The 14445-nt window shown below is 51.0% G+C and carries 10 protein-coding genes; 9 read left to right on the forward strand and 1 reads right to left on the reverse strand.

Annotated elements, in window-relative coordinates:
- Window positions 1–259: 259 nt before the first annotated feature.
- From DXC57_RS11135 to DXC57_RS11165, 7 genes are all read left to right on the forward strand, one after another.
- Window positions 260–1381: an efflux RND transporter periplasmic adaptor subunit gene (locus tag DXC57_RS11135; RefSeq protein ID WP_227589701.1), complete on the forward strand. Its 1122-nt coding sequence runs from the start codon at window positions 260–262 to the stop codon at window positions 1379–1381.
- Window positions 1378–4428, forward strand: a complete 3051-nt coding sequence (locus tag DXC57_RS11140; protein WP_118652640.1) for an efflux RND transporter permease subunit — start codon at window positions 1378–1380, stop codon at window positions 4426–4428. Before DXC57_RS11135 ends, DXC57_RS11140 begins: the two co-directional genes overlap by 4 nt.
- 88 nt (window positions 4429–4516) lie before the next feature.
- Window positions 4517–5176: a TetR/AcrR family transcriptional regulator gene (locus tag DXC57_RS11145; RefSeq protein WP_107001738.1), complete on the forward strand. Its 660-nt coding sequence runs from the start codon at window positions 4517–4519 to the stop codon at window positions 5174–5176.
- Window positions 5177–5178: 2 nt separating this feature from the next.
- A complete protein-coding gene (locus DXC57_RS11150) occupies window positions 5179–6420 on the forward strand; it encodes a TolC family protein (protein WP_182457293.1) in 1242 nt (413 codons plus the stop codon).
- Window positions 6421–6531: 111 nt separating this feature from the next.
- Window positions 6532–7740 (forward strand): TolC family protein, encoded by a 1209-nt coding sequence (locus DXC57_RS11155; protein ID WP_118652644.1) that lies wholly within the window; start codon window positions 6532–6534, stop codon window positions 7738–7740.
- Between the two features lie 443 nt (window positions 7741–8183).
- Window positions 8184–9608, forward strand: coding sequence for an amino acid permease (locus tag DXC57_RS11160; protein ID WP_118522871.1), 1425 nt, complete (start codon window positions 8184–8186; stop codon window positions 9606–9608).
- A complete protein-coding gene (locus DXC57_RS11165) occupies window positions 9608–10918 on the forward strand; it encodes a M18 family aminopeptidase (protein ID WP_118652646.1) in 1311 nt (436 codons plus the stop codon). The genes DXC57_RS11160 and DXC57_RS11165 overlap by 1 nt, the downstream gene beginning before the upstream one ends.
- A 146-nt stretch (window positions 10919–11064) precedes the next feature.
- On the opposite strand, the gene DXC57_RS11170 is transcribed toward DXC57_RS11165, so the two are convergent.
- Window positions 11065–11985: a LysR family transcriptional regulator gene (locus DXC57_RS11170; RefSeq protein WP_118652648.1), complete on the reverse strand. Its 921-nt coding sequence runs from the start codon at window positions 11983–11985 to the stop codon at window positions 11065–11067.
- 211 nt (window positions 11986–12196) lie between these two features.
- Between DXC57_RS11170 and DXC57_RS11175 the strand changes: the two genes are divergently transcribed.
- Both DXC57_RS11175 and DXC57_RS11180 read left to right on the forward strand, forming a co-directional pair.
- The gene (locus DXC57_RS11175; RefSeq protein WP_022360659.1) at window positions 12197–13060 is read left to right on the forward strand and encodes a DUF6282 family protein; all 864 of its coding nucleotides are present in this window, start codon (window positions 12197–12199) and stop codon (window positions 13058–13060) included.
- 13 nt (window positions 13061–13073) lie between these two features.
- A complete protein-coding gene (locus tag DXC57_RS11180) occupies window positions 13074–14387 on the forward strand; it encodes an SLC13 family permease (RefSeq protein ID WP_118652650.1) in 1314 nt (437 codons plus the stop codon).
- The last annotated feature ends 58 nt before the right edge of the window (window positions 14388–14445 follow it).

Consider the following 14445-nt stretch of genomic DNA (forward strand, 5'->3'; position numbering starts at 1 on the left):
AAATGGAACAAGGAAACGCAGGAGGAATCAGCGGTATTTGGTTGGTTTTTTCTGCGTTTTTGCTGTCATGTACCCGGAAAAAACGGTCAGCGGCAGGAGAATTCGGGTGCCATGAAAAAAAGATGAACATGGATAGATACATTTTGGCGAATTTGTGTACACACCTGTCCGAACTTGGGAGTGGCAAAGTGTATACGAGATGAGTAAAATATAGACTGAGAAAAATTTTTACCAAGAACAAGCATAGATGGAGGAAATTATGAAAAAAAGAGGAAAGATTCTGGCGCTGGCTGCGATTGTAGTTGTTGGCGCTGTCGTTTTGTCCCGATGCGGTCATAAGAATACGGCGGTGGAATATGAATCCCGTCCAACCGTAAGAGTAGAAAATCCGGTTCGTCAGGACATCAGCTTGTACACGGATCTGACCGGACTGGTAGAGCCGCAGTCCCGCGCGAGCGTCATGCCGAAGATGAGCGGCGAGGTGCTGGAGGTTTACTTCCAGGCGGGTGATACGGTCCAGGCAGGGCAGGCGCTGTGCAAGATCGATTCCGACGCGTTGACAGCGTTAAAGCTACAGGTGGATGCGGCTTCCGTTGCCTTAAAGAATGCGGACAGCAATTTAAGCCGTACCCAGGCGCTCTTTGCTGATGGTTTTGTCTCCCAGGAGGCGATGGAGCAGGCACAAAACAGCGCACAGAATGCGAAGATTTCCTATGAATCTGCGAAGAACCAGTACGATCTGCAGGTGAAATACACGACCGTGACGGCGCCGATCGACGGTGTGATCGAGTCCCGGAGCGTCGAGCCGCATGATCATGTATCTCCGGCAGGCGAGATCTGCACGATCTCCGGTGCCAGCCAGTTACAGGTTAAATTCGGCATCACCGAGAAGATCCACCAGACGATGGAGTTGGGCGACAGCGTGACGTTGGAGAAAAATGGTGCGGATTACACCGGTACTGTAACCGAAATCGGATCTATGGTCAACGAGAGCAGCGGCCTTTATGACGCGCGTGCGATGGTGCCGGATGCAGCAGGTCTTACGAATGGTTCTCGCGTAAAAATGACGGTTATCATGGACCATGTCAGCCAGGTGCTGACCGTTCCGGTCGATGCAGTCAGCTATGACAACGGTGCCCCGTTTGTATATCTCTATGAGGATGGAAAAGCGGAGAAGACCGAGATCGAAGCAGGTATCTATGACGATGAAAATATGGAAGTAAAATCGGGTCTGACGAGTGACAGCCAGGTCATCGTGAGCTGGAGCAACGAGCTGGTGGATCAGGGAGAAGTCCTGTTAGCACAGGATACCGATGGCGCGCAGACAGACGGAAACAATGAGACAGCAGCGGAGACGACAGAGGCAGGTGACAAAGAATGATTCGACTGACAAAACTCGCACTGCGGCGTCCGGTTACCATCATTCTCTGTCTGATTACCATCGCGTACTTCGGCCTTCAGTCCGTCATGGGCATGAAGCTGGAACTGACGCCAGAGATGGAGATGCCGATGTTAATCATCGCTACGGTGTATCCGGGAGCCAGCCCGGAGGACGTAACCGATCTGGTTACCAAGAAAGAAGAAGATGCGATCACATCATTGGACTCGGTCGATAAGGTACAGTCCATTTCCCGTGAAAATGTATCGATCGTCATTGTCCAGTATGAGTACGGTACCAACATGGATACCGCATACATTAACCTGAAAAAGGCGATAGATGGCATTCAGAGCGATCTGCCGGACGATGCCAACGATCCGAATATCATGGAGCTGGATATCAACTCGATGGCGACGGTTACGCTGGCAGTCAGCGGCGACGCTGATCAGAACCTTTATACATATGTAGATGACAAAATTGTTCCTGAGTTTGAGAAATTAAGCTCGGTCGGCGAGGTTTCGATTGCCGGCGGTCAGGATAGCTACACCCGCGTGGAACTGATTCCGGAAAAACTGGCACAGTACCACCTGAATATGAATACGGTTGCACAGTTAGTCGGTGCCGCCGATTTCACGATCCCGGCGGGCGATGTCCGGGTTGGAAAACAGGATCTCGACGTCAGTGTCGGCAACGAATTTAAGAGCACGGAAAGTCTGAAAAATGTCGTACTTCCGCTGGCAAACGGTGAGACGATCCATCTTTCTGATATCGCAAATGTCTATGAGGCGCTGGAGGATGCAAGCTCGATCGGACGTTACAATGGCGAAGATGTTATCTCCCTGGGAATCAAAAAACAGCAGAGTTCCACCGCGATCGAGGTTTCCAACCAGGTAACCAAGAAGGTGCAGGAAATTGAAAAGCAGTATCCGGGTCTTAAAATCACCGTGGTAGATGATGCCAGTGACACGCTGAAACAGTCTTTAAGCAGCGTAATCCAGACCCTGATCCTGGCGATCATCCTGTCCATGATCATTCTGTTCTTATTCTATGGCGATTTGCGTGCGTCGGTCATCGTAGGTACGTCCATTCCGATCTCTGTTGTATTGGCGATCATTTGTATGGCGGCGATGGGATTCTCAATGAATATTATTTCCCTGACGTCGCTCGTTCTCGGTGTAGGTATGATGGTTGATAACTCGATCAACGTCCTCGACGGATGTTTCCGGGCAAAGGAAAAACTGGATTTCTATGATGCGGCGCTGGAAGGTACGCGCACGATGATCGGCTCGATCACCGGCGGTACGCTGACAACCTGTGTTGTATTTATTCCGCTTCTGATGTTAAATGGTATGTCTGGACAGCTCTTTACACAGCTCGGGTACACGATCATTTTCTGTATGACGGCTTCCTTATTCTCAGCAGTCATCATCGTGCCGCTCTGCTATATGTTCTGGCATCCGGTTGAGAAGGATCATGCGCCGGCAGGACGCATCATCAAAGGCATCCAGGCCTGGTACCGCAAGCATATGCCGCATGTCATCAAGCGCTATGCGCTTGTATTCGGAACGACTGCAGTGCTGGTTGTCCTGTCCATCCTCATGGCGTCCAGACTGAACCTGGAGCTGATGTCTTCGATCGATGAAGGTATCGTCACGATGACGATCAAGACGAAACCGGGTTATTCGGTATCGGCGATCCGTGACACTGTGCTCGATCTGGAAAATATGGTAGAGACAGACGAGGATGTGGATCATTACCTGATGACATATGGAAACAGTGGTGTCAGCATGACTTCCGGAAGTGATGTGACGCTGAATGCCTACTTAAAAGATAAGAGAAAACTTTCCACGGACGAGGTTATCGAGAAGTGGAGATATGCGACACAGAACTACGTTGATGCGACCATTACCTTGGAACAGGGCAGCAGCAGTATGAGCAGCAGCATGAGCAGCGGTGATTCAATTGAGGTGGATCTGCAGAGTACCGATTACGACACCCTAAAGAAGGCAGCGGATGATCTGGTAACTGAGCTTCGCAAGCGCGAGGATGTTATGCAGGTACATTCTTCTGTTGAGAATGCGGCGCCGGTTATCAAGGTAAATGTGGATCCGGTTAAGGCAGAGGCAGAGGGACTGACCCCGGCCAGCATCGGTTCGATGGTATACAGTAATTTAAGCGGTGTGAAAGCGGCGACGATCTCCGTCAACGGCAATGATCAGGACGTGAAGGTAGAATTTGCGCCGGATCGCTACGATTCCATCGCGAAACTGCAGGGCATGATGATCACGACGGCGACGGGTAATACGCTTCCGCTGGAGGATCTGGCAGAGATCTACTACCAGGATAGCCCACAGGAGATTTCACGAAAAGAGAAACAGTACCAGGTATCGATCACGATGCAGGCACAGGCAGATTATAAGAAGACGGCTGAAAAAGATGTCAAGAGCTTCGTGCAGAACTGGGAATTCCCGTACGGCGTTGAGATGGCGACCAATAGCCTGGATGAGTCGATGGGCGAGGAGCTTTCCGCGTTGGGAATGGCGCTTGTCACAGCGATCTTTCTGATTTTCATTGTCATGGCGATCCAGTTTGAGTCCCCGAAATTCTCCCTGATGGTTATGGCAACGATCCCGTTCAGTTTGATCGGTTCCTTTGGATTCCTGTTTCTGGCGGACTGCCCGATCAGTATGAACTCCATGCTTGGTTTCCTGATGCTGGTCGGTACGGTTGTAAACAACGGTATTTTATACGTGGATACGGTGAACCAGCTGCGGATGGAGATGCCGTTAGACGAGGCGCTGGTAGAAGCCGGTGCGATCCGTGTACGCCCAATCTGCATGACGACACTGACGACCATCATTGCGATGATCCCGAACTGTCTGGCATTTGGTAAGGCGGGCAAGATGATGCAGGGCTTAGCGCTTGTAAACGTCGGCGGTCTGGTTGCGGCGACGATCCTGACGCTGGTACTGCTTCCGTCCTTCTACCGGGTGGTTTATAACATGGGAAAAGGCAAAGAAGATGAGTATGATAAGCTGGACTGCGACTAAGGAAAAGCAGGTTAAGCAGTGAATCTGTCAGGCGGCGGACCCGGGGCGGGGAAGCTGCCTGTACGGATAGAAAAAGGGGGAGAAGAAGATGCCGTCGGAACGATTTAAGCGATTGCCGGAGGAAAAACAGAAGAAAATCCGGGACGCGTGTATGGCTGAATATACGCGGACAACGATAGAAAAAGCATCGCTCAACCGTATGATAGAAGATGCCGGGATCTCCCGGGGCAGTTTTTATACGTATTTTGACAGTAAATGGGATGTTTTAGGATATCTGTGTGAGAGTTTTATCAATGAATTTTATGAGTGCGGCGTGCGCTGCCTTGAAGAGGCGCAGGGGGACATCTGGGAGATGTTAGGGCAGTTTTTAAACGGTTCGCTTGCCCTGTGCCGCGATGAGAGACGCACCGATTTCATCCGCAACATCATGGAGTGCAGCAGCCGCGAGGCGCTGATCTTTGATATATTCAGCTCCGATCCGGACAGTCCACGCGCCGTGCGTGGACGGAAGCTGGAACGTGCCGCCTATGAGTCGTGCGTGGGAAAATCCTTGCGGAAGATGGGCTGGGAGGAATATATGAGTTTTTTCCGCATGGCGATGATGGCGATCGCGATGGAGATCAAGAGCTTTCACGACGGAGTTCCGGAAAACCGTATCCGGGAACGGTTTGCCCTGACACTCGGCATCCTGAAACGGGGCGCTGGGATAGAATCGGGAGCGGGCGCGCAGAGCGCCGAAAGGAAATGAAGATGAGTAAGATGAAGAAAAACAGGAAAAAACTGTTTGCCATTCTTTTACAGGCGGCGTTAGTCAGCACGGCTATGACGATGCCGGCATATGCGGCTAAAACGCCGGGGATCGGCTCAGATGCGCTGGTTGGCGACGATGCGACCGGTCCGGTGCTGACGGGCGGCAATACCGAGGTGGAGGAGGAAACTTCCCCGTACACCAAAGAACAGCTAGAGGATGGGACGCTGGAATATGGCGAGATCGCATGGCGAATCGAGGGGTACAACAGCACGTACTTAAACCTGCGTTCCCAGCTCTACAGCCAGACGACCAGCCAGTCGGCGGGAACTGCCCTGGCGGCAGAGGCGAGCGCCCTCATGGAAGATGCGATGGACCTGAAGTCCGACGATATGGATGCGGAGACGAGAGAGCTGTTTGAGGGCTACAAGGCGGCAGCGAGAGAGCTGCGCAAACAGGGGGCAAAGCTTACGAACAAGGAGCTTTCCGGCACCTATGCCCGGACCCTGCGTCAGACAAAGAATAAGTTAGTCAAGGCGGTGCAGAACTTGCTCATCCAGTATGAGGAACTGCTCCCGCAGGTGGAAACAGCGAAAAAGAATGTGGAAATGTGCCAGGTAAATGCCGATGCCGCACAGAAGATGCAGGCGCTCGGCCGTGCTTCCGCGCAGGAGGTCCTGACGGCGCAGAAGGCGCTGCAACAGGCCAATTCCAGCGCCCAGCAGGCAGAAAACGGGGCATTGCAGCTCAAACAGAATATTTTAATGCTACTTGGATTTGACGCGGATGCGCCGGTAACCTTTGCGGATGTGCCGGTTCCGGATGCGTCCCGGATCGCGGCAATGGATCTGGGTACCGATACACAGGCGGCAGTCAGTGCGAATTATGATCTGATGTCGGTACGTGCAAATAAGGCAACGGGTTCTTCCAACCGTACGGTCAAAAAAAGAAACGTTGCTTATACCGAGGATTCGGTGGCGATCACAATCCAGAACCTCTATGCGGCGGTAGTATCCAAGAAGCAGGCGTATGACAGTGCAGCAGCCGGATATCAGGCGGCCGCGCAGAGTTACGAGGCGGCAAAGCGCCAGAACGCACTGGGAATGCTCTCAAGAGCCAATTATTTGGGGCTTGAGTGTTCCTGGCTCAGCAGCGTGGCATCGTATAAGACCGCCGAGCTGGAATATACCAAGGCGGTGGAAAATTATGAGTGGGCAGTTAGAGGCCTGATTGTAAGCAAGTAGTTCGTCAGGAATTTGCCGTATTTAAATGCGAAGCCACGGCAAAATCCGTTATTGGGCACGTATGCGTGAACAGTAATGTGAATGGGAAGAGAAAGGAAGTAGGAACCGGAAATGAAACATAGAAGAAGGAAAACGGCGCTTCTGACCGCAGCGGCAGCAGCGGTTCTGGCATTGCAGGGACCGTTTGCGGCGCTGGCAGCCAGCCAGCAGTTTGCTTATGACGCAGATACATGGGCGAAGCTTCAGGACAATGTGATGGAATACAGCGAACTGCCGTATCTGGTACAGGAGTACAACCCGACGTATTTAAACAATCAGACGACCTATCAGGCAGGGCGCGACACAAAGAATGCGAAGGAAGTGCAGGATAAGCAGTACAATCAGGCGAATGATCTGTACGACAGCGCGGATAACCTGCGGGATCAGGCGGATCAGATTGAGGATTTTCTGGCGGTGCCGGGCATGGCGAGTGCTTACGCAAGCCTGATGTCAGCGTCCGTCATGGTGGAGCAGAATGCGTTAAAAACCCAGCAGTCTGCCGATGCTTCTTACCGCGACAGCGAGATGGACCGTCTGGACTATATCAACAGCCAGGATGCGGTTGTCGCGCAGGTGCAGTCGGCGTTTGCTGCTTATAATCAGGTTAAAAAGACAATTCCGTTGATGGAGAAATCGCTGGAATTGCAGGAACTTTCACTGGAAATGACCCAGAAGCGCCAGCAGCTCGGTCAGGCGACCCAGATTGATGTGTTAAATGCACAGAAGTCGCTGCAGTCGCTCCAGTCCACGCTGACCCAGACAAAAGCGGGACTTCAGGCCCAGCATCAGCAGCTCTGCGTCCAGACCGGATGGTCCTATGACGCGGAACCAGATATCCAGGATCTGCCGCAGGCGGATCTCACCCGGATCGTAGCCATGAACCTGGCAGCGGACACACAGACGGCGCTCGAACAGAATCTGTCCTTACAGTCCAACAAGCGCGGCTATGCCAATATGGCAGAAGGTTCAGCCGATAAGAAAAACATGGACCGCACCATCAAGAACCAGGAACAGACGATCCGCTCCGGTATGCAGACACTCTACAACGACATCATGCAGAAGCAGACAGCCCTGCAGCTTGCCGATGCGTCCCTGGCAGCAGAGACGCAGACGATGAATGCGATGCAGAAGAAGCTGGAGCTTGGCATGGCGACCCAGCTGGAGTACAAGAGCGAGGAAGTTTCCTTCCTGGAGAAACAGATCGACAAAGAGACAGCTAACATGAACCTGCAGCAGGCGATCGAGACGTATGAGTGGGCGCTGAAAGGTTACATGAAGTAGGGACAGAAGTTAAGTCTCTGGCACTTCCTCTGCGCGGGGGTTAACGTGGCGCTGGAGGAGGTGTGTATATCGAAAATGATATAATAAAATGCTTATAAAATAAGGGGCATAAAATCCTCATGGATCGGCATTTGCCCGGTAAAAAATGGATTTTTAGACAAAAAGTGTATTTCTGTCACGGACGATACGGCAGTTCACAGACCGTATGTTTTTGTGACACGTACAAAAAGAGGCAAAAAAGCGGCGATTCGGAACGGAACGCCGCTTTTTTTTGCGAGGGAAATAGGTATATATTGTGAGACTTTAACAAAAAATACACACAAACAACAGAATACTACCAAATCCGACTGGAAAATACTGGGTTAATAAAAAATACTTTTGACAATTAACGCGGCATATGAGAAAATAAAAAAGATACTGGCAGTAAGGAGAAAAAATAAGATATGAACAAGTCACAAGACAAAATCAAGTGGTATATGCTTTCCTTTATGTGTTTCTCCACCCTCTGGGCATTTGGAAACGTTTTAAATGGTTTCATATACTTCAATGGAACACAGGTTATCTTCTCCTGGATTCTGATGTTTGCACTGTACTTTGTACCGTACGCACTGATGGTCGGAGAGCTTGGCTCCGCATTTAAGAATTCGGGCGGTGGTGTCAGTTCCTGGATTCATGAGACAACCGGTGCGAAGGCTGCATACTACGCAGGCTGGACCTACTGGGCGTGTCATGTCACCTACATCGCATCCAAAGGTTCCGGCGGTCTGAAAGCGCTCAGCTGGATGATTTTCCAGAACGCAGAGAAGTATGCGTCCTTTAACACGAAAGAGGTTCAGTTAGTTACCTTTGCGGTACTGCTGTTCTTCTGCTGGGTTGCGAGCCGCGGCTTAAACCCATTAAAGAAACTGGCTACCCTGGCGGGAACGAGTATGTTCGTCATGAGTATCCTGTACATCCTGCTGATGTTTGCTGCGCCGGCCATCAATCCGAACGGCGGTTACCTGTCGGTGGATTTCAGCTTAAAGAACATGATCCCGGCCTTCAACTGGAAGTATTTCAGCAGCCTGTCCATTCTTGTCTTTGCAGTCGGCGGCTGTGAGAAGATCTCCCCGTATGTAAACAAGGTAGAGGATCCGGCAAAGGGATTCCCGAAGAGCATGATCTTTGCAGCAATCATGGTTATTGTCTGCGCGATCTTCGGTACCATCGCAATGGGCATGATGTTTGATCCGGTACTGATTGAGGAGAATTTTGACTCCTACAACGCAAACGGTTCTTACTGGGCATTCCAGAAACTGGGTGAGTACTACGGTGTCGGCAATCTGCTCATGATTATCTACGCAGCCTGCAACGCGATCGGACAGTTCTCGACGCTGGTAGTCAGCATCGACGCACCGCTGCGTATGCTGCTTGACAACGAGGATGCGCGTCAGTTCATCCCGACCAAGCTGTTAAAGAAGAACAAATTCGGCGCGTACATCAATGGTATCTGGATGGTTGTTATCCTGTCCGGTTCCATTATCCTGGCTCAGGTCCTGGTTCCGAACGCAGATACTGTACTGCGTCAGCTGACCCAGTTAAACTCGGTTACTATGCCGATGCGCTATCTGTGGGTATTCTTCGCTTACTTCATGCTTCGTAAACACACGAACAAGTTTGAACGTGAGTACCGCTTTGTAAAGAATAACGGAGTCGCTCTTGGCTTCGGTGCATGGTGCTTCTTCGTAACAGCAGCCTGCTGTATCTTAGGCATGTACAAGCAGGGCGATATGTATACAACTGTGCTGAATGTCATTACGCCGATTGTCCTGGTAACACTGGGACTTATCTTACCGGCGATTAAGAAGAGAGAAGGGAAGTCTGCATAATGAATGCTGCAAATGAATTACTGACTTTTATTGAGAACAGCCCGAGTATGTTTCATTCCATCGAGACAATCAAGGGTATGCTGGACGAGGCAGGTTTTACATACCTGCCGGAGTCGGCTCGTTGGGACGTGAAACAGGGCGGAGATTACTATACAATCCGCAACCATTCCAGTATCATTGCGTTTCGCGTAGGAGAGAAGCTGACTGATTATCACTTCCAGATGTGTGCCTCCCACAGTGATTCACCGACTTACAAGATCAAGAGTGTGCCGGAGTTAAATGGTCCGGGCGAGTATCTGCGCCTCGATGTGGAAGCATACGGCGGCATGATCGACAACACCTGGTTTGACCGCCCTCTGACCGTTGCAGGCCGTGTACTGGTAAAAGACGGTCAGGGCGTGAGCGCGAGACTTCTGTACATCGATAAAGATCTGCTCATCATTCCGAACGTAGCGATTCATTTCAACCGTGAGGTGAACAATGGATACAAATACAACCGTCAGGTTGATTTATGCCCACTGTTCTCCGCTGGTGAGCTGAAAAAAGGCGCGTTTGACGCGATGATTGCGAAAGAGCTTGGTGTGGCAGCGGAGGACATTTTAGGGAAGGATCTCTTCCTTGTAAACCGCCAGCCGGGTACGATCTGGGGGTATGCGGACGAGTTCGTTTCCAGCCCGAAACTGGACGACTTACAGTGCGCTTACGTTTCCCTGAAAGCATTCCTGGAGGCGAAGAATGAGCGCGATGTCAGCGTATACTGCTGCTTCGACAATGAGGAAGTTGGTTCCAATACGAAGCAGGGGGCGATGTCCACCTTCTTACAGGATGTCCTGCACCGCATCAACGGCGCACTTGGAAAGACGCCGGAGGACTACTATCAGGCAGTTGCCGGTTCTTTCCTCGTAAGCTGCGACAACGCACACGCCGTTCACCCGAACCACGGGGAGAAGACGGATGCAGTCAACTGCTCCTGGATGAACAAAGGTATCGTCATCAAGGAGAGCGCGAACCAGAAATACACCACGGACGCATTCAGCCGTGCGGTATTTACGAATGTCTGCAATGAGGCAGGTGTTCCGGTTCAGGTGTTTGCAAACCGCAGTGATATTTTAGGCGGTTCCACCCTTGGAAACCTTTCCAACACGCAGGTCAGCGTCCATGCCGTCGATATCGGTCTGCCGCAGCTTGCGATGCATTCCTGCTACGAAACGGCAGGTGTGAAGGACGTTGAGTACGCAATCCGCGCACTGACGAAATTCTACCAGACCACTCTTCAGATTGAAGGGGCAGAGCGGGTTTGCTTTGAGTAAATATAGTTAAAAGAACAGCCGCTTCGCGAAGGATGAAATGAATCGCGGGGCGGCTGTTTTTGATAGAATGAAAATGGTTAGAAAACGGAAAAACGGTAAATCCAGCAGCGCTGAAACGTTTTGTTTTGATGTTTAATTCGCGAAAATTATTTCCGCAGCAGCTCCGGCGCCATCTCCTGAAACAGCTTCGCGAGCGCCATCGCCGCCCGCGAGCGGTATTTTCCAGCGGGCCAGGCGAGCGCCAGATCGAGGAAAATACCATCTTTCCCGATCCGCAGATAGCGGAACTCATCCCGCATGATGCGGCAGGAACGGTAGGTGAATGCGAGTCCGACTCCCTCCCGCGCCATCGCCGCAGCGAAGGAGGCGGAGAGGTAGGTGTCGAGTCCCAGCGGTTCCACGCCAGCCTCGCGCAGGGAGCGGCGGCCAGTCCGTCCGAGGACGGTGCTGGGCGGTCCCAGAATATACTCAAATGGTGCGGTGTCCTTTAGGTCGATCCACATCTGTTCCGGCTCCGATTCACATGGCTTCGCAAACGCCATGACCGGGTGGTCGGCGGTGGTGGCGATCATGATCTCATCCCGCATCAAGAAATCCACACCGTGTTTGATCCGAACCGGCGGCGCGGCTATCAGCGCCAGATCTAAAAGTCCCTCTAAAATCTTATTTTCCAGATCAATACTGTCCATCTCACAGATCTCCACATGAACCCGTGGATACAGGGCATGGAATTTTTTCAGGACCGGCGGCAGCAGGTAGGTTCCCCGGTAGGTACTGATGCCGAAAATGACAGTGCCGCCCTTTAAATTTTCAATATCCGAAGCCTCGCTGCGTGCCTCCTGGTACTGCTGTAAAATCTGTCTGGCATGGAAAATAAATGCCTCCCCGGCAGAGGTTGGACGGACCCCGCGGGCAGTACGGACGAAAATCGGCGTCCCCAGATCCTGTTCAAACAGGCGAACCGCCTGGCTTAAGCTCGACTGCGCCATAAACAGTTTTTCAGCTGCGCGGGAGATGCTTCCCTCGTTAGCGACGGTTACGATATAGTCTAGTTCCTTTAAATCCATGAAAATCTCCCTTACGAGGTATCGGAATTTCCGATATATGGTATAACAAATCTTGTCTTTCTCCTATAACAAAAATAGTATAAGATAAAAACAAGCAAAAATCAATGGCAGAGACTGAAGCAGCGGCTGGAAAATCGAATAGAAATCCGGCGAGGGAACGCAGCTTTGAAAAAGCCTTTGTGGACGACTATAAATAGGAGGAATAAGCAAGATGAAACAGGATTTAATGAAGGGTGTTATCGACATGCACGTTCACACGAATCCAGATCTGCGTCTGCGGGCGTATGATGATTTCGAACTGATGGAGGCGGCGATCCGGGTTGGGGCACGCGCTATCGTCATCAAGACGCATCAGGGAACCACGATGGATCGGGCGTATCTGTGCAATCGCCACAACGAGATTGTACACGGGAAAACGAACAATTTTACGATGTTTGGCAGTATTACCTTAAATAAGGTAGTCGGCGGCATCAATCCGAAGGCAGTCGATGTGGCACTTCGCCTGGGAGCAAAGGTGGTATGGCTTCCGACCCAGTCGGCGAAGAACCATATGCAGAAGATGAACCAGGATCTGAGCCAGAGCGTGGAGGTCGTAAAAGATGGAAAGATCGTTCCGGAGCTTCGTTCCGTGCTGGAACTGATTCGCGACCACAATGCGGTACTGGGAACCGCTCACATCGCACCGGAGGAGATTTTCACAGTTGTGGAAGCTGCACGGGATATGGGAGTAAAAAACATCGTTGTAACCCATCCTGAATGGTGGATTGTAGGCATGAGCCATGAGGATCAGCTTCGCCTGGTAAAGGATTATGACGTTATCTTAGAGCGCTGCTATGCACAGAACATGGGCGGCGGAAAGTATAAGAGCAATCTGGCAGACAACCTGGAACTCATCAAAGAGGTTGGCTATAAAAATGTCATGGTTGATACCGATGGCGGCCAGACAGAAAACCCGCATTGGGAGCTGGCGCTGGCAGAATATATGCAGTATCTGGTAGATCATGGAATTCCGGAAGAACACGTGTACCATATGACACACACTATTCCGGCAAAACTGTTGGGCATCGAAGAATAGGGGGACGCATCATATGTTAAGTGCAGTTTTGGTGGCATCCATTGCGGTTGCCGTTATATTGGGATATAAAACGAAAATCAATACGGGATTTTTCTGTATTGCCTTTGCATACCTGATTGGTTGTTTTGGCATGGGATTGAAAACAAAAGAACTGATTGGCTTCTGGCCGGTCAGCACCATGTTCGTCATCCTGTCAGTATCACTGTTTTACAACTTTGCAGCTGTGAATGGAACCCTTGAAAAAATGTCGGCCAGTCTTCTCTATATGTGCCGTAAGTTTCCGGGCATGCTTCCTTTTGCATTATTTTTTGTAGCAGTTGTACTTTCTGTTATGGGCGCTGCATACTTTACCGTTCTGGCATTCCTGGCACCGATTACCATCCTTATCTGTGAGGAAGCAAAGATGGACAAGCTGACCGGTGCGGTGGCGATCAACTGCGGTGCACTGGCAGGCGGAAACTTCCCCACAGCTTCGCTGGGCGTCGTATTCCGCGGTCTGATTGATACTGCTTATGAAGCAGAACCGGCATTTGAAGCAACGAATTCCTTTGTAGATGAAATGAAAATTTTTGGTTTCGCGATTGTATTTTCCCTGATTCTGATTGCAATTTTCCGCTTCGGTTTCAAGAGCAACCGCGGTATTGGAAAGGGCGTAACCTTCAACCGTCCGGAACCCTTTGATAAAAAGCAGAAAACAACCCTGCATTTAATGATTCTGATGATGGTGATTGTCCTGGTATTCCCGCTCTTAAAGATGGCAGTTCCTGGCAATGAGCTGATTGGAAAAATTGCCGGAAAGGTTGATGTAGGACTGGTGGCATTCTGCTTTACCATCATCGCACTGCTCTTTGATCTGGCACCGCAGAAGGAAGTTATCGCACGTGTGCCGTGGAACACCATCCTCATGATTGCCGGAGCCGGCATGCTTATCGCCGTTGCAGTTCAGGCCGGTACCATTGATGCATTATCCGCATGGATTGGTTCCAATGTTCCGACAGCCCTGATTCCGCTGGCATTCAGCTTTGTAGGCGCATTTATGAGTTTCTTCAGTTCTACAACCGGTGTTGTAGCACCGGCCCTGTTCCCGCTGATTCCGGGACTTGCGGCAGCAACCGGATTAAATCCGGCAGCACTCTTTGCCTGCACGATTCTTGGTGCACAGAGCAGTGCGATCAGCCCGTTCTCATCCGGCGGCAGCCTGATTCTTGGTTCCTGCGGAAACGAGGAAGACCGAAATCACCTGTTCAACCGCCTGCTTTTTGTGGCAGTGCCGATCAGCGTTATCTGCTGTGCGGCATATAACCTGATTGTAGCAGTTGTTCTGTAAGGGACGTTCGACTTGAATGAGAAGTTGTTTGTTCGAAAAGCTGTCAGCCTGTTCTGGC

Source organism: Clostridium sp. TF06-15AC (genome assembly GCF_003481165.1).
Taxonomy (GTDB): Bacteria; Bacillota; Clostridia; order Lachnospirales; family Lachnospiraceae; genus Otoolea; species Otoolea fessa.

Excerpts from the sequence above, each read along its gene's own strand:
- DXC57_RS11135 (WP_227589701.1), top strand. The coding sequence starts at position 260 with ATGAAAAAAAGAGGAAAGATTCTGGCGCTGGCTGCGATTGTAGTTGTT.
- DXC57_RS11140 (WP_118652640.1), top strand. The coding sequence starts at position 1,378 with ATGATTCGACTGACAAAACTCGCACTGCGGCGTCCGGTTACCATCATT.
- DXC57_RS11145 (WP_107001738.1), top strand. The coding sequence starts at position 4,517 with ATGCCGTCGGAACGATTTAAGCGATTGCCGGAGGAAAAACAGAAGAAA.
- DXC57_RS11150 (WP_182457293.1), top strand. The coding sequence starts at position 5,179 with ATGAGTAAGATGAAGAAAAACAGGAAAAAACTGTTTGCCATTCTTTTA.
- DXC57_RS11155 (WP_118652644.1), top strand. The coding sequence starts at position 6,532 with ATGAAACATAGAAGAAGGAAAACGGCGCTTCTGACCGCAGCGGCAGCA.
- DXC57_RS11160 (WP_118522871.1), top strand. The coding sequence starts at position 8,184 with ATGAACAAGTCACAAGACAAAATCAAGTGGTATATGCTTTCCTTTATG.
- DXC57_RS11165 (WP_118652646.1), top strand. The coding sequence starts at position 9,608 with ATGAATGCTGCAAATGAATTACTGACTTTTATTGAGAACAGCCCGAGT.
- DXC57_RS11170 (WP_118652648.1), bottom strand. The coding sequence starts at position 11,985 with ATGGATTTAAAGGAACTAGACTATATCGTAACCGTCGCTAACGAGGGA.
- DXC57_RS11175 (WP_022360659.1), top strand. The coding sequence starts at position 12,197 with ATGAAACAGGATTTAATGAAGGGTGTTATCGACATGCACGTTCACACG.
- DXC57_RS11180 (WP_118652650.1), top strand. The coding sequence starts at position 13,074 with ATGTTAAGTGCAGTTTTGGTGGCATCCATTGCGGTTGCCGTTATATTG.